This window comes from Desulfosporosinus sp. FKB (genome assembly GCF_002196705.1).
GTDB lineage: Bacteria > Bacillota > Desulfitobacteriia > Desulfitobacteriales > Desulfitobacteriaceae > Desulfosporosinus.
In genome coordinates, this window is sequence record NZ_NADJ01000015.1 from 45486 (window position 1) to 66239 (window position 20754).

The 20754-nt window shown below is 43.2% G+C and carries 12 protein-coding genes; all 12 read right to left on the reverse strand.

The genetic code is table 11. The features are described from left to right. Window positions 1-496 precede the first annotated feature (496 nt). Entirely contained in the window at window positions 497-1315 is an 819-nt protein-coding gene (locus tag B5Y67_RS04925) for a class I SAM-dependent methyltransferase (protein ID WP_088225509.1), read from the reverse strand. A 234-nt stretch (window positions 1316-1549) separates the two neighbouring features. Next, on the reverse strand, window positions 1550-2749 hold the full coding sequence (locus B5Y67_RS04930; RefSeq protein WP_088225421.1) for a lactate utilization protein B: 1200 nt from the start codon (window positions 2747-2749) through the stop codon (window positions 1550-1552). After that, window positions 2749-3735, reverse strand: a complete 987-nt coding sequence (locus B5Y67_RS04935) for a (Fe-S)-binding protein (RefSeq protein WP_088225510.1) — start codon at window positions 3733-3735, stop codon at window positions 2749-2751. The genes B5Y67_RS04930 and B5Y67_RS04935 overlap by 1 nt, the downstream gene beginning before the upstream one ends. A 275-nt stretch (window positions 3736-4010) precedes the next feature. Then, a complete protein-coding gene (locus B5Y67_RS04940) occupies window positions 4011-5174 on the reverse strand; it encodes an alanine--glyoxylate aminotransferase family protein (RefSeq protein WP_088225422.1) in 1164 nt (387 codons plus the stop codon). Window positions 5175-5421: 247 nt separating this feature from the next. Beyond that, complete coding sequence (locus B5Y67_RS04945; RefSeq protein ID WP_088225423.1) at window positions 5422-6660, reverse strand: (Fe-S)-binding protein; 1239 nt, start codon at window positions 6658-6660, stop codon at window positions 5422-5424. A 24-nt stretch (window positions 6661-6684) separates the two neighbouring features. Then, window positions 6685-7527 (reverse strand): FAD/NAD(P)-binding protein, encoded by an 843-nt coding sequence (locus tag B5Y67_RS04950; protein WP_088225424.1) that lies wholly within the window; start codon window positions 7525-7527, stop codon window positions 6685-6687. Next, complete coding sequence (locus tag B5Y67_RS04955; RefSeq protein ID WP_088225425.1) at window positions 7527-8540, reverse strand: 4Fe-4S dicluster domain-containing protein; 1014 nt, start codon at window positions 8538-8540, stop codon at window positions 7527-7529. The genes B5Y67_RS04950 and B5Y67_RS04955 overlap by 1 nt, the downstream gene beginning before the upstream one ends. Window positions 8541-8549: 9 nt before the next feature. Beyond that, complete coding sequence (locus tag B5Y67_RS04960; RefSeq protein ID WP_088225426.1) at window positions 8550-9500, reverse strand: 4Fe-4S ferredoxin; 951 nt, start codon at window positions 9498-9500, stop codon at window positions 8550-8552. After that, window positions 9493-9969 carry a hydrogenase iron-sulfur subunit gene (locus B5Y67_RS04965; protein ID WP_088225511.1) on the reverse strand — a complete coding sequence of 159 codons (477 nt, stop codon included), beginning with the start codon at window positions 9967-9969 and terminating at the stop codon, window positions 9493-9495. The genes B5Y67_RS04960 and B5Y67_RS04965 overlap by 8 nt, the downstream gene beginning before the upstream one ends. Window positions 9970-10010: 41 nt before the next feature. Further along, the gene (locus tag B5Y67_RS04970) at window positions 10011-13043 is read right to left on the reverse strand and encodes an FAD-dependent oxidoreductase (RefSeq protein ID WP_088225427.1); all 3033 of its coding nucleotides are present in this window, start codon (window positions 13041-13043) and stop codon (window positions 10011-10013) included. A gap of 153 nt (window positions 13044-13196) precedes the next feature. After that, entirely contained in the window at window positions 13197-17195 is a 3999-nt protein-coding gene (gene addA, locus B5Y67_RS04975; protein WP_088225428.1) for a helicase-exonuclease AddAB subunit AddA, read from the reverse strand. Beyond that, window positions 17188-20742 carry a helicase-exonuclease AddAB subunit AddB gene (gene addB / locus B5Y67_RS04980; protein WP_088225429.1) on the reverse strand — a complete coding sequence of 1185 codons (3555 nt, stop codon included), beginning with the start codon at window positions 20740-20742 and terminating at the stop codon, window positions 17188-17190. The genes addA and addB overlap by 8 nt, the downstream gene beginning before the upstream one ends. Between the last annotated feature and the right edge of the window lie 12 nt (window positions 20743-20754).

Consider the following 20754-nt stretch of genomic DNA (forward strand, 5'->3'; position numbering starts at 1 on the left):
TCTGTTTGAGTTCAGACGAATGTTTCATATAATAAAACTACGTTTTATTATATTTGATATTAATTGTATAATACCATAGAGAGCTTTTCGCTTCAAGTAGTATAAATCTAAAATACATTTATTTCTATATCTCATATTTTAAGGGAACTAATCAAAAGAGTCAATATATTTTGTAAAATCAGAAGATAAATATTTTTATAATAATATATTTTATTTCTTTATCGCAAACCCTTCCCTCCTATCGAATAGGGGCTGTTTCAAAATGCATAAACGCCCCTCATTAAACAAAACCCTGCATAAATAGTGCTTCGAATCCACTTATATGCAGGGTTTTGTTTATAAAAACGTATAGATATTCATCCAGTTTTTAAGACCCCCACTTCTATAAGTGGGGGTGGAATCCTTCGTTAACTTCAGGTGGGGTAGAGTCCCCATCTGAAGCCCCGATGTTCAGCTTTAGCTGAACGAGTTCACTATGCAACGGCCCCTTGTATTGTTAGTGCTCTTTGTGAAAAAAACTTCTGAACCATTTTCGAATGCCTTTTTTGAGTGCAGGTTTCGGTTTTGGTTCTGGTTTGCAACCGGTGATTAGTCCAAAACCAAAGTAGTAAAGGTTTTTTTTCATAAAATTTGCATTGCGTTGAAGTCTTTTGTACAAACCGGGTTGATTTTTAATTTTGAGTGGAAGGTCTTTGAGTAAAAGCCAATCATTTTTAAGTTCACTTAGAATTGTGTTGCTGTTGTTTCTCATTGACTGAGGATTTTTGATGGATACCTCTTCAAATCCTGCGTCTGCTAAAGTATTAATCCATTCTTCATATAACAATGGATTTGTGCCGGAACCGAAACATTCCTCCATCTGTTTTTGAATTGGTAAAGGTAATTCCTTTAATAAAACCATTTCCAGATCTGCAACTTTGCCGTGAGGTTTTAGAACTCGGTAGAATTCTTGATAAACGTTCAATTTATCTAAAAAGACTGTTATTGACTCAGCCACAATTACGTTAAATGAGTTATCTTGATAAGGAAGGTGGTAAACATCTGCAATCTCGAAGCTAACTAAATGGGAAACTCCTTCCTTTTCAGCTCGTTTTTTAGCTTTTTCTATCATTATAGGATTAATATCAATCCCCATTATTTTGCAACCCACAATTTTAGCAATATAACACGCTGTGAGACCGCTGCCACATCCGGCATCCAGCACATAGTCTTCAGCCTTCAATTGCAGAGCAATTAAATTCTGTCTCGTAGCGGGAAAGCCTCCTGGATGGGAACTGCCAATACCCAACCAGGCAATAAGTTCAAAGTAATTCATATCTTCCACACGTTTACTGCTTGCCAATGGCTCACCCCCTTTATTCACGGTTATATGGTATATTATTCCATGAATACTTCTCCCGAAAGTTGTTTCAAAAGATAGAATAAGAATAAGAAAAAGCAACTCAAGCTAAAAAACCTGAGCTGCTTCTAATTGAATAATAATACTAATCTTTTATGTCTGCTGGGAAATCATAATATAACCAGATATTTTCGTCTAAAATCTTAAATCCTAACCATTGACTATTTTCTCTCTTAATTTTTGAACCATTGAAGGAACATTAATTTGCATCGGACAACGTTCGACACAGCGTCCGCAGCGCAAACAGGTAAATACGAGAGGAGCGGCCTTCTCCATACCGCCGGCCACAAAAGCTGTCCAGACAGCTCCAATTCCACTCATATAGATATGTCCGAAATGGCCGGCAGTAATTTGGAAAACGGGACATTCATACATGCATCCCCCGCAGCGAAGACAATGAAGAGCTGCTTTATAGTCATCTTGTTTGGCCATAGTGCTCCGTCCGTTATCGACAAAGATAACATAGAATTCTTTTGGCCCATGAGCCCCATAAGTGGTAACCTTTTCAATGTCGCCTGTTTTACTTGGCCCGCTGATGATATTCACATAACCGGGGACGCCATATTGCGCATATCTCCAGGTAACTTCCGTTACTTTCATAGCCTCTTGAAAGGTCGGAACAATTTTTTCAATGCCCACCATTACGATATGAACGGGAGGAGCACCGGTTGCCAGACGAACGTTGCCTTCATTTTCAATGATCACCATTGCTCCAGTATCTGCTGCTACAACATTGGCGCCGCTTATTCCTACATCAGCATTAAAATACTTTTCTCTCATGAAATCGCGTACTGCAGCAACTTCTTGAGCAATATCAGGAGGAACCTCTTTGGCGAAAAACTTGGTGAAGATCTCGGCTACTCGTTCCCTAGGCACATGAATTGAAGGTGACAGAATGTGCATAGGCCGTTCTTTATTAAGTTGTAAGATAAATTCCCCTAAATCTGTTTCCCATACATCATTTCCCTGTTCCTGAAGATATTCGCGCAGAGAAAGTTCTTCACCCAACATACTTTTCCCTTTAACGATGGTTTTTCCCGTGCCAATAATTTTAGCTGCTAATATGAGAGCTTCTTGTTTGTCTTTGGCATAGAAAGCTTTTCCTTTGTTGCGTTCTACGGATTCCATAGCCTGTTTAAGCAACGCTTGTTGATTGGCAATTGAAGTTTTTTTGATCTCACGAACTTCAGCAGCTAATTCCGGTGTATGTGGAAAGCGCTCTAAGGATTCGGCGGTCGTTTGCCGATAAGACTTAACTGCTCGTGAGATGGCCTTTTCTATATTTTCATCCTTACTTGCCATGGTGATATCTTTGCTGTAACTGTTAAATTCTTTTTGTAAATCAGTCATTAAGCTTCAAACCCCCTATAGAGATATTCAATCAGATCTTCAATAATTGTATTATCGTCTTTCGTTTGTCCACCGAGTAAAGCAGCAAGGCAATAGGGGCAGGATGTTAAGATAATATCAGCATCGGTTTCTTTAAGCTCATTAATTCTCCGTGCTGCGATAGTATGGGAAAGTTCAGGATAAAGAAGTTTGTTGGGGCCGCCGCAGCATGTAGTCCATTGTCGATTGCTGGAGGCTTCTTGGAAGGACACTCCCATACTGTTTAAAATATCCCGAAGTTCTTCAGTAATTTCCATTTCACGAGCTAAACGACAAGAATCGTGGATGACAACCGTTTTGTTAAGCGATATCTGAGGTAGATTGCTCCTTTTTTCCCAAATTAGTTCGACAAACGTTTTGATGGTATAGTTAAAATCTTGAACGAGTTTAGGATAGACAAATTTAAGCACTTCGGCAGCATGAGGTGATAAACAGACAATTGTTTTAGCCTTACTCTCTCTGAAGACTTTAGAAACTTTATGAGCATAAGTTTGCATATCAATATTAAAGCCTAATTCAGTCAGTAAAGCGCCGCTGTATAATTCCTTGTCACCTGAATAACACAAGTCGTAACCCAACTTTTGCAGAATAACTGCAGCTTTATACGAGATTGAGTTGAAACGTTCCCGGTCCTTGGCCAGCACAGAGGCATAAATTTTTTCAGCGTTGATTCCTGTTTTATTAATAAGATTACGAGCTCCCATCATGAACGAAAAAACTTTGCTTCCTTGGTCCATCACCGTCATTGTACTCACCAAAGAATCAATATAAGGCAGCAGCTGATATTCTCCGCCTGTATAAAACAGTAGATCTCCTTGGCTGGACAGCTTAAGGTCTTTAGCCCAGGCAGCAACTTCAGAACCCTTTAGTGCTAAGGGATTACCGTTTTTAACGATATTGCCACGTATAATTTCCAATACAGGAGGAAGTTTTATTTCAACAGCCATATTATCCCATCCAATCTTAAGTAGAATTAAACGTATTATTATAATTAAATTAAAAAATTGGCCAAATGTAAATAATTTTAAACGATGTATTATGTATTCAATAAAATAAGGGGTTGTACCATACTGATTTTTCAGTCGTACAACCCCAATCATCAAAATTATGAAAATATTGTTAGCAAAAACAAAAAAGAAATACCAATAAAGTAAATAATAATTGCAAAATTTAAAGTAACATTTAATCTTTTTAAGATGCAATTAAAAATCCCTATTGTTCCTTAGCGTGCATGATAAATTTTAGTGAATTCAGTAACTGCCTTTTCAATATTCGCTTCATGTCCCATTTCTTTGAGAGTTTCCCCTACGATTTGTAAGGCTTTCACAAACATGTCTTCCGTGGCATTTCCCATATGACCGATGCGAAAGGCCTTCCCTGCTAATGAAGCCAACGCCCCCGCAATTACCATACCTCTCTCAGCCAGCCGTTTACGAAATTCCACATCGTTAACGCCTTCAGGATAAAGGACACAGCTTAACGTTGGAGCCGCAATAGCCTCAGGAGCCAAAGGTTTCATTCCATAAGTCATTAAACCGGCTCTTACAGCTTTCCCTAAGGCAGCATGACGCTGGTAGCGTTCGCTTAATCCTTCAGCCATAACAAGTTCCATCCCTTTGTTAAAGGCATAAATCATGTTGACAGGTGGGGTAGCATAATATTTGCCGGGGTCTTTCATAATAGGAAGCCAATTTTTGATGTCAGTATAGTATCCATGAACTTCAGTTATTGCTTCACGTGCTGCTAGAGCTCTTGGCCCAAAAGCAACGATGGCAAGACCGGGCGGAACACCGATTGCTTTTTGTGATCCGGTTAAGACAACATCAATAGTATATGAGGGATCACCGTAGGTTTTTTGCATATCTTCTTCAATTGCAGCAGCAGCACAGACTCCATCGAGGATAAAAAGTGCACCGGACTTCTTAACAACTGGAACCAACTCATCCAGAATGGCCATTATACCAGTCGAGGTATCAACGTGAGTCACGGTTACAGCTTTAAAGTCTCCAGAGGCTAATTTATCTTCAACAACCTCTTTATGGACATGTTGCCCCCATTCAGCTTGAATCGTCTCTACTTGGATACCAAAAGCCTTAGCTAAAGGAATGAAACGGTCGCCAAAATAGCCGTGACTGATTACCAGCAATTTTTCGCCGGGAGCAACGGTATTAATAATGGCCATCTCCATAGCAAGGGTTCCCGAACCGGCAACAACAAATACTTCTCCATCCGTGTTAAAGAGCTTTTTCGTTTGTTCTAAGCTATTCTTGAATACTTTGACAAAGCGTGGATCCGTGTGAGCGTAGGTTTCACTGGAAAGTGCATCATAAATTTCATCCACTACGGGTGTCGGCCCGGGAATGAGCAACATTTCCTTATTTCGCATGATCTGACCCCTTCTTTCTTTTTATCCCATCATTTTAGTATTTCCTGCTGTCTATAATATATAAATACTAATTGCTATAATTTCTCCTTAAATCGCATATTTCCTGCTAGCTGTTTCATTTTTGTTCAAAGACAGACAATTAAGTAAATATTGTATTATGTAATAGAATTAAAGTCCCGTCGGACTTTGTGTTGTCCGACGGGCTCTTTCAGGCACGATTTAAAGAAGCAGTTGAGTTAATGTCCCATTAGTTTGAAGTTTCTTCAGGTGCGTCTTCTGGAATGTCTTCAACTAAAGCGTTTTCGACCAAAGCACTAAGGTGTTCCATTTTCATTCCAAGTTTATAAAATTTATTCATATCATTAAATTGGTCAATACAGTTGTGACAAGGGATACACCCGATCTTTGCCCCGGTAGCCACTAATTGATCAACTTTCGGCTTGGCCTTAATCATCCGCATTTGCTTCGTTGCTGCTACAGCTAAGGCTCCTCCGCCGGCTCCGCAACAGATGTTGTATTTGCCTTCGGGATTCATTTCGCGATAATCCATAACAGCATTCTTTATAACATAACGTTGGGGTTCATAGACGCCTTCTTTACGAACCGTATTACATGGATCATGCATGGTTACGGGAACCGTGTTTTTCGTTTTATCGAGTTTTAGTTTGCCTTCTTTAATCCAATCGGCATATATTTCAACAATATGCCGTACCGGAATTGGTTTCCCATCCCAGTAGTTGCGCGCAAACTGTCTTGTTGACCGGAAAGCATGGCCGCATTCCGTTACGATAATTTCTTTAGGGTTTAACCTTTGTGCTTCTTCAAAAAGCGGGCGTGATATTTCACAGAATTCATCATCTTTACCGGTAAACAAACAAATGTTGGTAGCATCCCAGCGTTTGGTGCTAATGGTATAGTTCGCCTTAGCTGCATGGAAAACGTGCAAAATGGTTTGTAAATCGGCAGGGTAGTGTTTAATTTCACGGGCATTAAAACAGAACATAAAGTCTGCATTGGGTTTATCAAGAGGAATTTTGTAACTCGGATCCTTAAGCTGTGCTTGAAGTAATTCTTCAATCCACTCTAAGGTCTCAATGTAATCGATTTGTTCGACACCCATTTGATTTCCTGTACGAATATGGTCGTCAGCGATAACTTGTAAATGTCCAGGCGGAACCGGTGTCTTGCCGCGAAACGCTCTCGTAATCGCTGCGATGTTGACTCCCATGGGACATTCAACGGTGCACCGTTCACACATAGTGCAATTCCAAACAAATGGATCATTCTCAGCTTCTTCACGCATACCGAGTGCTACTTTACGGATAAATTTGCGTGGATCTTGATCCTCATGCAAATCACTGTAAATACAGCCTGCTGTACACATACCACAGGTAAGGCAGTTTGAGAAATCGTATTTTTTCAAGATCCCGGCGATCTCATCACGTAACGTAGGATCTAAGCTTTTAACTCTAATAGGTTCTCCCACGATTAATTCACCTCCGGCCTATTATTAATATTCACTAGGAAGATCTTTTAACTGAGCCATTGAAAAGACGGGTCCGTCTTTACAGACGTATTCAGTGCCGATATTGCAGCGGCCGCAAATTCCCAGCCCGCATTTCATGCGCATTTCTAATGAGGTATAAATACGTTCAGGCGGGAAATTCAATTTTTCCAGGACAGGCAAGGTGAATTTAATCATTGCCGGCGGTCCGCATACTACGGCATAGGTATTAACTGACGATGGAGCTACCTGCTCAGTGATAGATGGGATAAAGCCAACATGCTTTGTCCATCCTTCAGCCGGCCGGTCAATGGTGGTGACAAGATTGATGTTAGGATTATTTTCCCAGGCAGCTAATTCTTCTTTATAGAGCAATAAGCCGGGGTTTCTTGCTCCGTAAATAACCGTTATATCCCCGTAGTCGCCGCGGTGGGCCGGATCTAACATATATACAGCCAGGGCACGAAGGGTTGTAAAGGCAAAACCGCCGCCGATAATCACAAGATTTTTCCCTTTGAACTCTTCCACAGGATAATAGTTGCCCATCGGTCCTCTGACGCCTACCATGGTCCCTTCTTCCATCAAGTGAAGGGCATTGGAGACACAACCAACTTTAGCAACGGAAAATTTCAGAATGCCAGGTTCGGTGGGAGAAGTTGCTATGCCAAAGGGAGCTTCTCCATAGCCAAAAGCACTGAGCTCGGCAAACTGGCCGGGCATATATTTGAAGTTTTCCTCATCTTGTTTATTAAGAAATTCCAGGGTAAAGGTATTAATATTTCTATCTTCGGTCTCAACTAAATTTTTAGCGAGCCTCATAGTTATCGGAAGATAAGGATTCTGTTCCATTATTCCACCACCAATTCTGCTTTGTTTACGCCATCAATGACCTGACGCATATCCATGTTGACAGGACAGCTGCGAATACAGCGGCCGCAGCCAACACAGGCGATGTCCCCGTTGTTATGCACAAAATAGTTGAATTTGTGCATCATCCGTTGGCGCCAGCGGGCTTTTTGAGTACTTCGAGGATTATGACCAGATCCGTGCAGAGTAAAGAGCGGCGCCATGCAAGCATCCCATGTTCTTACGCGGCTTCCGGAATTTTGGCGCACTTCTTCAGAAATATCGAAGCAGTGGCAGGTCGGGCAGGAGAAGGAACAGGTATTGCAGCCTAAGCACTTCTCTTGCAAGTTTTCCCAATAAGGGTTGTCAAACATTTTGTCCAGTTTTTCCGTAATTGTGGAAACATCGACTTGACTCGTAGTTTGAGCGCTTTTAACAGCGTCCACCAATGCTTGTTCCTGAGCCGATAATTCGGAAAGGCCTAAATCTCCCAATAAAGCCTTACCTTTTTCCGTAATGATTTCGAGCTCATAGGAGTCTCCCAAATCTATGAGAAAAATGTCTGCACCTTCGCTGCTGGCAGGCGATAGGCCCATTGAAGAACAGAAACAGGTTGGAGCAATCGTTTTGCATGCCATACCTATTACCACGGTGTTCTTGCGTCGCTCATAGTAGTAGGGATCTTGATATTGATCATTTTTGAAAACCTTGTCCAGCAGGAGCAGCCCTTTTGAGTCACAGGGCCTTACTCCAAAGAGGATCGTTTTCTCGGCTTGCAGTTCGTTTTTAACAGTGACATCCTTACCGTTTTTGACATAGGATAAGAGTTTTTCATGCTGAGGAAAGAAGAACGATTTAGGAGGAAGTTTGGAATTGAGATAATCTTGTTTAACATCTGAAAAGTTCTTGACTGCTTTGTAGTTCACTCCGCCCGCTTCACTGACCGGAGCAATGAGTCTGTAGTCTGAGGACAAAGCATCGATGGATTGGCCAAATTTTTCTTTACTTATCTTCATGTCTTCACCTCACTCCTTTACCAAAAACGCTTCGGGGTCATCCCCGCTGTATACATTAAGAGCTGGTTTAACATCTTCGCTGATCCCGGATTCATGCTGGTACATTTCCAGCACATCGCGGCTCATCTTGCGATTCAGAGCACGAATGTCGACTCCTTGGGGACAAGCTCTGCTGCATGTGCCGCAATCAACACAGCGGCCGGCAAGATGGAGAACACGTCCTGCTTGGAAAAACAGATTCTCGGCACGGTTGACTCCGCCTGTTAACCAACGAGGAGTATTGCAATCGACGAAACATTCCTGACAATAACAGAGCGGGCAGGCATTGCGGCAGGAATAGCAGCGAATGCATTTATCCATTTGTTCGCCAAAGTAAGCCTCACGTTCACTATCGGATTTCGCTTCCATCTCCAAAACATCGGCAAACAAGACTGCTTCCTCAGGAACTTCCACAGTTCCCCCGAGGTGAATGTCTTCAATGACCGGATTAGGATAACGGCAAGTTTGGCATGTAGCATCCTTTACTTCAGCAAAGGTAAACTCGCCGCTTCCCGACATACCTTTGACTGAAATTTTTCCGTCGGTAATGGTAGCTTCAATAATTTCTCCAAGTTCATTTTCAATCTTTCTCTTATCGACAACCCCTTGACAGGAAACTCCGATGATGTATAAATCATCTTTGACTAATTGGTTTTCCTGCAGGAGTACAACTAAAGCTCTGCTGTCACAGCCTTTAGTGATAATGGCCTTCTTGCCGGGAATCTTATAAGAAAAGGCTGCTAAATTGTTTTCACAGGTTTCATCCCAAATGAGTTTGTCGACATTCTGCGCTGTCCGCACAAAGCAAGGTGTTGCTTTCAGCGGCAAAGTACCTTTTTCATATCCAATGACAACGTCTACTTTTCCGTCGGCCAGTAATTGGCGGGCCGTTTCTCGGATTTCTTCAACTACACTACTCATCCGTTCCACCCCCGTCCTTTACTTTAAATACACTGTTATTGGGTCCCAGTGCAGCAACACGCTCCGTAACTCCTTTAACTACTTCAGAAAAACGAACTCCTTCTGCAGCTGATACCCAGGAGAAACTAACCCGGTCTTCTTCTAAGCCAACATGTTTTAAAAGCGACTTAATTAAGGCAAATTTTCGGCGGGCAACGTAATTCCCACTGATATAGTGACAGTCACCAGGGTGACATCCGGAAACAAGGACACCATCGGCTCCGTTAGCCATGGCTTTTAAGAGATATAAGGGGTTAATTCTCCCAGAACATGGGACGCGGATGGTCCTGATTGTCGCAGGATATTGAAAGCGGCTGACACCGGCAAGATCGGCGCCGGCGTAACTGCACCAGTTGCATAAAAAGGCGGCAATCTTAGGCTGGTATGCTTTATTATCCGTATCAGATACGTTCACTTGACGGTCTTCCATAAACATCTACCTTTCCTTAGCCTTATTAACGCAGTTCAATTTTAGAAGAAGTTTAACATTTCTACGATTTGCTCATTAGTACATCCTCTAAGATTGATGGCACCGCAGCGACAGCTGGAGGCACATGCTCCACAGCCTTTACACAGTGCATCGTTTACTACGGCAACACGGTTTTCTAAATCAACGGATACAGCCTTAGCTGAACATACGGCTTCACATGTTCCACAAGCAGTGCACTTGCGTTTATTAACGAAGGCTGTCAAACCTGCGGACTCAACCTGTTCCTTGGATAATGCCACACCGGCACGTCCCGCAGCCGCTTTAGCCTGGGAGATGACCTCTTCCATATTTTTTGGGCTATGAGCAATACCGGCCATAAAGACACCGTCAGTACTAAAGTCAACAGGTCTTAATTTCATATGTGCTTCTAAGAAGAAGCCTTCGTTATTAAGAGGCACTTTGAACCACTTGGAAAGTTTTTTGCCATCTTCGGGCGCTTTAATGGCAGCCGCCAGGCAAATGACATCTGCTTCGATTTCGATGGGGCGATCGAGAACATGATCCTTAACCGTCACGACAAGGGTTGCCCCTTCTTTGTTAACAACGGGTTTGTCGTTTTCACTATAACGGACGAAGAGTATCCCGCTTCTGCGAGCCAGTTCGTAGTCTTCTTCAAAATAGCTGTAAGTCCTCATATCCCGATAAAGAACGAAGACATTAGCTGTTGGGTTTTTGGCTTTGACTTTTAAAGCCAGTTTAACGGATTTGGTGCAGCAAGTTCGGCTGCAATAAGGGCTTTCCTCACAGCGAGAGCCGACGCACTGGATGAATACAAAATTTTGGGCCTTAGTTACGAGATCATCATGCCGAACCAGCGCTTCATCCATTTGAATTTGGGTCATGACACGAGGATCTTGACCGTAGAGATATTCCTTCGGCTGGTATTCTTGGCCGCCGATCGCTATGACAGCAACGCCATGACGAATTTGTTCCCCGTCGTTCAGAGTTGTGGTAAAGTTCCCGAGGAAACCTCCAACGTCTTGGATTTCTTTGCCGACATGCAGCGTGATTTTCGGGTGACTGCTGACACGTTCGATCAGCCCCGCCAGGAATGCTTTGATATCTTCCCCACGGAATCCGGTGGAGAAGCGTTTAGCAATACCGCCGAGTTCGGGAGCTTTTTCAACCAAATGTACAACAAACCCTTGATCAGCTAAAGATAAAGCGCTGGTCATTCCGGCAACTCCGCCTCCGACGACTAAAGCATCGTGATTCATTTCCATAAACACCGGTTGAACAGGCTGCTGCATTGAAGCACGGACGATAGCCAGACGGGTCAGGTCTTTCGCCTTTTCGGTAGCCTTTTCAGGTTCATTCATGTGGACCCAGGAACATTGGTCACGGATATTGGCCATATCAAATAAATGGGCGTTTAAGCCGGCTTCTTTGAGCGTTTCTTGGAATAATGGTTCGTGAGTCCGTGGACTGCAGGAAGAAACGACAATTCTATTGAGTTTGTATTCCTCAATTAATTCCTTCATAGAAGCTTGAGCATCTTGTGAACATGCGTAAATTTTCTCAGTTGCCATGACAACTGTTGGCAGAGTTTTGGCATACTCTACAACTTCCGGCACATTAACAACACTGCCAATGTTTACTCCGCAATGGCAGATAAAAACTCCTGTCCGGATAACGTCTCCGGCGACTTCTTTCTCAGCAGGATATTCTTTTTCACTGACGAGAGTTCCGCGCTCTTGGGACAATAAGGCAGAAGCTGCCCCAGCAGCAGCACTAGCCTGCATTACTGTTTCTGGAATATCACGCGGACCGCTGAAAGCCCCCGCAGCAAAGATACCTTCTCGGGAAGTATTAACACCTGTGAGAGGTTCCAGTTCGGCAAAGCCAAACTTGTTGACTTTTAAATCTAAGGTTTGGGCCAAAGCTTTGGAACTTTCTCCTGGTTCCAGGCCAACAGAAAGAACGACGAGATCGAATTGTTCTGTGGAAATTTGACCGTCTTCATTGGAGTAGCGAATGATGGAATCACCTGAACCGTCTTCAGCCTCAGTGACTTCATAAATCCGGGAACGGATAAAACGTACGCCTTGTTTATCCTTAGCATTGTTATAGTACTTTTCAAAATCTTTGCCCGGCGTTCTCATATCCATAAAGAAAATTGTGGTGTCAACAGGAATATGACTGTGTTCCTTGGCGATAACCGCTTCTTTGATAGCATACATACAGCAGACGCCGGAGCAATAATTTTTATTGACCTTGGCGTTTCTGGAACCTACACACTGAATCCAAGCAATCCTTTGCGGTTCTTTTTGATCAAAAGGTCGAACTAAATGACCGTCAAAGGGTCCGGAGGCACTTAAGAGGCGCTCGAATTCCAAGCTGGTAACGACACTTTTAATTTTGCCATACCCATAATATTCTAGAGAAGAAGCATCGAATACTTTAAAGCCGGGATTCAGAATCACTGAACCAACTTCAAGTTCGATTTCTTTGGCTTCCATATCGTGATTAATGGCACCCGCCTGACAGGCTTTGAGACACTTTTTACAAATGTCTTTGCCCTTGGCTTTTCCCATAGTTTGAAAGAGACATTTCTGAGGATCAATGGCATAGGCATTTGGAAAGGCTTGTGAATACTGTTTAAAGATCGCCTTGCGTTTTCCGATGCCTTGATTAAATTCATCATCAACTTTTACGGGGCATACTTCTGCGCAGGATCCGCAGCCTGTGCATTTATCAACATCGACAAAACGTGGTTGTTGTTTAATGGTAACTTTAAAGTTCCCTGCTTCTCCCTCGGTTTTAATCACCTGGGAATTGGTATAAATGCGAATGTTAAGATGGCGACCGCATTCAACTAATTTAGGAGACAAAATACACATGGAACAATCATTTGTAGGGAATGTCTTATCTAACATTGGCATAGTTCCGCCAATGGCTGACGATTCTTCTACCAAATGAACCAGATATCCAGACTCTGCCAAATCAAGTGCAGATTGAATACCTGCGATCCCAGCGCCTACGATCATCACGGCACCGACTTTATTTTGACTCATTATAACACCTCTTTCTCATACTTACTTGCAATAGTTACGACAATCACAAGGAACAATGTTATTTAAATTCGCCAAAAAATTTAAAATTCCTTTCTTAAAATGCCAAAATATTATAGAAGAATTTAATTATTCAATAAGAATATTTGGCTAGTGTCATAAGAATAGTTGATTTTCCAGTGATTGCTGTATTTCTAAGCGGCGTGAATTGGGGATAATGATTTCTCTTCCTAAGGAAAAGGAATAAAGGGAACACTGAATAACCTCTATGCCCATAAGCCTTTCGATGGCCAAAGCATAAAGTGTCAGCTGAAGGGCATAGCGATCCCTGAGAAGTTGTTCCGGGTCCTTCCCTTCCTCTCTTAGAGAATCTGTTTTGTAGTCTAGAATTTCCGCCCTGATCCCCTGTTCCTTCTTAGTGATCATGACTACATCTATGACTCCTTGAACCAGGATATTCGTTTGAGCTTGTTTCTGAGGTGGAAAAGTCAGGGTAAAAGGAAGTTCCTTAAGGACTTGATCAGAACTGAAAAGACGTAACCCGAGGGAAGTATGGAGCAGCTGAAGGATTTTCAGAGGCTCAATCGTATTCTTTTGTTCTGTAGTGATAATCTCCTGCTCTTCCAGTCGATTAAGCAATTCCTTGATCTGGATTGTTTGTTCCTCTGCTTCCAGCTTCAGCCAGGCTGAACTCCAATCCTTAAAGGGCAAATGCTGCATTACGGTATGCAGAGCAGTTCCTCGTTCTGCAGCTGTAAAGGAGTGAGACGACTGCAGAAATTTGGGCCTGAGAATCTGACTTTCCCTTGTCTGAAGGCTTTGATGTTGAGAGGTCTCGTCATCTGCATACCAATTATGCTGACGTTTCAACTCCGAAACGCTGGTTTTAGCAACCTGGCTTACGGGATGGGGATATTTCCAGCTTAAGCGGCGACTGACCTCTGTATACCATTGTTCAACGGACATAATCTCATCAGATATCTCGCTAGCTTCTTCAATGGTTTGTCCAAGGCAATCTTGATCCTGTCTTTCTGCTTCTTGGGAAAGCATAAGTACTTCTTGGCGGCTAATTTCTTGTTCCGCTTCCAGGCTGTGATGATAGACGATGTCCCAAGATGAGTTTGCTTCAGGAATAGTTAAAACCGATTGTTCCTGGTTTTTTCCAAGACTAAGTGAAGGATGACGGACTAAAGCCGGAACAATCCAATCGAGAAAGGATTTAGCATTTCTAAGTTGATCATCGGGCAGAGGGATCTCTTGCCAGTCAGAAATTCGCTGCCACTTTAGTAGACTATTATCTAAGTTTTCTACATTCCCGTATAGAAATAAACGTTCTTTGGCCCGAGTAAGAGCAACATAGAGAATACGCAGTTCTTCGGCTAAGGACTCTTGAGTTAGCCGCTGCTGAACAGCATATTGGATCAACGAGGGGTAACGAACGTTATTTTCAACGTCAATGATTGGCATGCCCAGGCCTAATTGGGCGTGCAGAAGCAGCTTTCCTTTCAGACTTCGTGAATTAAAGCTTCTTCCTAAGCCGACGACAAAGACTACTGAAAATTCCAGTCCTTTACTGGCATGGACCGTGATTAAGCGAACAACATTTTCATTCTCACCTAAGGCACGGGCATTCCCCATGTCATGGCCCTGATCCTGAAATCTTTCTAAAAATCTAAGAAAGCGGAATAAGCCCCGGTAGCGTGTAGCCTCAAAGCGTTTAGCCCGGTCATAGAGTACCCGAAGGTTGGCTTGACGCTGAACTCCTCCGGACAATGTTCCCACATAAGCCAAATACCCGGTTTCTTCATAAAGTGACCACAGAAATTCGGCCAGCGACAAACGGCGGGACTGAGTACGCCAGTCTTGGAGGTTTGTCCAGAAATCAGATGCTTTCTCCTTTAACCCCGGAGCTGAGGCAAGTATGTCTCGGGCTTTTTCTTTGCGCAGCACTATAGTATCGTTATACAGATTCAGAATCCGGGTAAACATGGTCAAGTTATCTTCAGAAAGAGTTTCCTCGCTAAAACTCGACCAGGCAGCCAGTGCCAAAGCTTCATAAAAGTCCCCTTCCGGAAGGATCATCCGCAATTTGCCAAGTTCAAGCCCGTTAAGGCCGACAAGAGGCGAACGCAGAACTGCTGCCAAAGGGATATCCAGGTGAGGGTTATCGATAACTTTAAGCAGAGACAAGATAATTTCCACTTCATGTGCTGCAAAGTAACCGGTCGACGTCTCAGCATAAACCGGAATATCCGCCTTTTGAAATTCCTCCACGACTATGGGAGCGACCGCTGAGTAGGAACGCATTAAGACTACAATGTCGGAATATTGAACGGGCCGGAAATTGCCCAGATGTTTATCAAAAATTTGAAACTCAGAACTTTGCACCATACTTTGAATTCGCTCGCCGACAAAGTGCGCTTCAATTCTAGCCTTATCAAATTCTTCCGTAGAAGATTCTTGATTTGTCAATTCCTCGGGGCTTGAACTTGGTTCCGAAGAGGAAGTTTCTGTCGACCAAGAGTCTTTAATGCTCTTTAAATCGATAAGATGAACTTCAATTGGCCCTTCTGCAGTGGGGATTGTATCTTGTCCTTTGACAAAAGAGGCACCAAACCGTAAAGCTGCTTGATCGTCATAAGTGATTTCACCGGAACTTTTTGTCATAATTTGACGAAATAGAAAGTTCACGCCATCGACAATTTCTTGACGGCTTCTAAAATTGCGGTTTAAATCAATCACCATTTTGACAGGAGATGCTGTATCAACGTTTAATTCCGGATTCCAATGGGGTAAGTTCGCATACTTAGTTAGAAATAAACTGGGGTCGGCCATGCGAAAACGATAAATACTCTGTTTTACATCCCCAACCATAAAAAGGTTGGGAGAACAATCCTGGCGGGAGACACTTTTTAAAATTTGTTCCTGAACAGGGTTAATGTCTTGGTATTCATCCACTAAAACTTCATGGAAATAATCCTGAAGTCCCAAGGCAATAACAGTTTCTTTTTCTTCTTCTTCAAGCAAGCCAAGTGCAAAATGCTCAAGGTCGGAGAAATCCAAAATGTTGCGCTGCCTTTTGGCATCCGCAAAGCTGCGGGAAAATTCCAAGACTAAACAGCTTATAGTCTGAGCCATTTTTGCCATAGGTTTTAAAGCTTCTAATTGGCGTTCATGGGGATATGAAAAAAGTTCGCTCCGAAGTGTTGTTAACTTTTTCTTGGCCTCATCCCGAAGCTTTTTGCATTCTTCCTGCAATTGCTTATCCCCTTTTGAACGAGCAGCCGTTAGTTTAGGAAATTTAAGGGATTCTTGAACTTGGATTTCGATCTGTGTCCATGAATTGGCACTTACAAGCTTTTGCAAAATATCCAAGCGATTGATGTCATCTTGTAATGTTTCCGCATATTGGACCGGACCTTCAGGTTTTTGAGCAATTTGCTCAGCGCTTTTTAGATTGCTTAAGGCTTCCTGAAGGGAGTTAAGAAGTCCTTGGCGAATAATTTGTCCCCACTCGCTCTCCATCATTATTTCGAGATTATTCCAGAGATAGGCTTGATCAAGAGAATTAAGCCAATGCAAGGGGCTCGGCTGACTTTGGGCAAAATCGAAAATACGCAGTATTTGTTCCATAACTGCCAGATCATCTCGATCAGAACCTAAGGCATCAATAAGTGCGCTAAAGTCAGAGTCTTCTTTGTTATACCAAGCTTCAAAGAGATCTTCAATGACATCTTGGCGGAGGAGGGTTATTTCTGCTTCGTCAGCAACTCGAAAAGCTGGATCAAGATCTAATTGGTAAAAATATTTTCTAATTAACTCTAAGCAAAAGGAATGCAGTGTTGTAATATTTGCTTTCTGAAGCAGCGCACGCTGCTGGAGCAGGTGTTCAACTTGCCGGAGGTCATCCTCCTGAAACAAGGCCTCGTCGATAGCTTTGCCGATTCTCTCCCGCATTTCATTAGCTGCCGCTTTGGTAAAGGTAACGACTAGAAAACGATCTACATCGACCGGGTTGTCTAAATCTGTAATTTGTTTAATGATTCGTTCTACTAACACAGCTGTTTTACCGGAACCGGCAGCGGCAGCCACCAAGAGTTGACCGCGTAAATTAATCGCCGTATGTTGTTCTGCAGTCCATGAAGGCTTACTCATCATGATCTCCTCCTTCCAACCAATGTAATTCTCCTTTTGTTGACATGTGATTATTTTCCTCGGGAGAGCCAATACTTTTCAGACGATTCCATAGATCTTCTTGGTCTAGTGGGCTCAGCTCCCGATATTGATTTTCCGGAAGGAAAGGATCGAAGTGACATACGGGGCGATAGGAGCAATATTGACAAGCGGTGCTTTTGCCTCGTCGATAAGGGTTTAAGGAAATTTCGCCGGCAAGAATGTCCTCTCCCCTTTGACGAAGGGCTTGATAAAGATAATGTTGAAGTATGGCAAATTGGTTTTCGGTGAGAACATTGGCTCCTTTCCTAAAGGAACCGTCTTTATTTAATTTAAGGCCCAGTAATTCGGATTGTCCGGAGGCAAAGGAGGAGTCCATCGCTTCCAGAACCTGAGGATCCGCTAATAAATAACCGCTGACTTTGACGGCTTTTAGTCTTCTCTCTTCAGCTTCCTCCGCACTGAGGGGAGCTTTCTCGTCTAGTTGCGGTTCAAGCACAGGAAAATAGAGAATACCGGCAGGCAATGGTGACGCGTTAACGGTATTTAATAAAACCTCTGCTCCCTGAAGAGCGACGCTTAGATACGTGAGCAATTGAAGATTAAGGCCGTAGTAAATGGTATCCAGAGCCAAGGTCTGTTCGCGGGATTTATAATCAAGGATTCTCAAATAAACTTGACCTTGCAAAAAGGCAGCGTCAACCCGATCAATTTGTCCCGTTAAAACTAAGGAATCTCCTTCGGATAAAGGAACCTCAATTCCGGGAAGTGTTTCATTGGGACCGAATTTGACTTCCAATTGGATGGGAAGGAATACGCCTTGCCGCGCATGCTCTCCCAGTACTCGAACGGCATGATGAACTGTGCGTTTGAGCTTGTGAGTAATGTAGCGATAGCGAGCACTACTTAGGAGAATTTCGTGCTGTAATTGAGGTGCCAGTTGATCAGCACATTCCGTGACAAGCGCCCAGGACTCTTCCTTTGTCAATTTTCCCCAATCCAAATCTCTTTCCTGGAGTTTTTGGGCAAAATCCCGTAAAAGAGTGTGAAAAAATTCTCCCATATCCGGCCGGGAAAGTTGATACGTCGCTCGTTCACGCAGCTTTAGTCCATAATGGGCAAAATGTCCAAAGGGACATTTGGAGAATTGTTCCAACCGGGAAACACTTGCCTTTAACTGCTTGCCATAGAGGCGGCGAGCAAGTAAACGAGGAATTCGTTGTTCTTGGTTTTTGGCGGTAAGGCTGGACTGAATATAATTTAGCTTCCGCTGGTGTTTAGGATCTTGGCCCAGCCATCTCTCAGCAGCTTTCCAAAGGGATGACAGAGGCTCTCCCTGCTGCAGATGTCGTAACTGATCAGCATAATATTGAAGGGTTGAGTTCCCTTGAGTAATTAATTCTAAGGCTTCCTGATTGCCTAAAAAGTTCTCAGAAATCGGAAAAAGATGTTTGAGGCGCAGGATAATAGAGGAAACTGTCAGTGCTTTCCCCTCTTCATCTGTTAGAGGATATGAGACCACTAACTTTTCCCTCGCTCTTGTAAAAGCAGTGTAAATAAAAAATTGTTCCTCGTAGATTTGAGCTTTCCCTTTTGGCGCGAGAGAAATCCCCTCTTTTTCTAATTGTTCTCGTTCCTCCGCATCGAGAACTCCTTCAGAGGCAGGTCTGGCCGGAAGAACTCCTTCATTGGCTCCCAAGATGAATTGAATTCGCACCTCAGGATTGCGCGAACGGTCTAAGGAACCCACGAGGACTTGATCAATTCCCGGGGGAATCTGTCCGAGTTCCAGGGCTTCGATTCCTGAGGTAAGAATTAAAAGATATTCCTCAAGTTCCAAGGTTTCGTCTCCTAAACCGGAGACAATTTCATCGAAAACTTGGATAACAGCGTCCCAGAGCTGATCTTGAAGCCTGGCTTCACTCAGTTTTCCTTCGCCTAGAGATTTTTCCGCCCACCTCTTTAAGGTTAAGGGGACGTTGAGGTTCTCTAAAAATGAAAACAGTGCTTCTGTAATCCCCCGAACTGTTAAGTCTTCTTTTTTCTTTATTGAATCGAGGGTATTGAATATTGGAATGATGTGCTCATAGATAATTGATCTGCAGGTATTTAACTGAGCTTCGAATTTTTGTTCACGATCAAGTTGTTCTTCATTCTCGCCTAGTGACCATTGGCGATGATACCGCCAGGGGATATTGTTTCTCCAACGTTCTCCGTGTATCCCCTGCTCGAGAACATAGTTTTCCAAACGATCGATATCGTCTCTTTGCAGCGGGAAAAAGTCAGTCTTCAAACAGCGAAAGAGTGGTTCGTACGCCCAATTACTGGAAACCACTTCAAGGATCGAAAGAACTAATTCAATGAAAGGGTGATGAAGGATAGTGTGTTTATGATCAATATAAAGGGGAATCTCGTAGGAGGTAAAGACTTGAGAGATTATCTCCTGATACCCCGGAAGATCACGTGTCATAACGGACATGTCTTTCCAGAACATTCCTTCATCTCGGGCGTGACGTCGTAATTCTCTGGCAATCCCTTCAACTTCTGCCCGCCGATTGACTGCAGAAATTATTTGAATTCCGGGTAAATCCGTAGCGGAAGCGTGTGTTCCCTTATAAGGAATCGTAGGATAGGTAGAATAATTCTTCTCTAAATAATCAAGCCAAGGATGTTTAAAGCGTTTTGCCGTTTTAAGAATTGTCGGAGGCAGAACTTGAACTCCAGTTTCCAGGGCCAATCGCTGCAATGCTTGATAAGTTTGCCAGGGGCCTGTAAAAAACTCTTCTCCTATTTTTAAAGCGCTTTCTTCCCGATCCCTCTCTTTAGCGATGATGTCCGGGTCAAGCGGAATTGTAATCACAACGTCTGCGGACGTCATGAGGAGGTGCTTTAAAACCTCAAGCTCCTGAGGGGTAAAGCCAGTGAAACCGTCGATCCAAACTTGGGCTCCCTGAGCAAGAGGGGCCATGGGAATCTTGGCGGCTAGAAGGGAAAGCTCATCGTCAGGATCCCTTATATCTTGTCCAAGAGATACTTGAAATTCTTCATAGATTAAGGCTAAATCATGGAGCTTATTTTCCAATATCTCCTGATTGCTTTTAACATAACGCAAATCATAAGGGGTAATTCGATAGGTTTTAAATTCCCCGATGGTTTGTGACAGAAGGTCTGCCATTCCAGGCCGAGTTGCCGAACGGGCAAAGGCTTTAAGTTCCAGACGATGCTTTAAAAGAATTCGTCGCAAAAGCATTCGTTTGCCTGTAGCCCCAATCAGTATCTTCTGTCCTCCTCCGGTTTCCGAAAAAACTCGCCAGCCCATGCGCCGAAAACTTAAGACCTGAGCCCGCAGGCTTCCTCCCAAATCCGGCGTATTGGCCAGGGCCACTTCCATCTGATAGCTCGCCTGTTCGGGAACAAGCAGAATTATTGGATTTCCCCAAGGTTGGTTCCGAAGTTCTCGGCGGATTTCCTCTAAGCAAAGAGTACTTTTGCCACTGCCTGCTCGGCCAATTACCAATCGGAGGCTCAAATTAATTGCTCC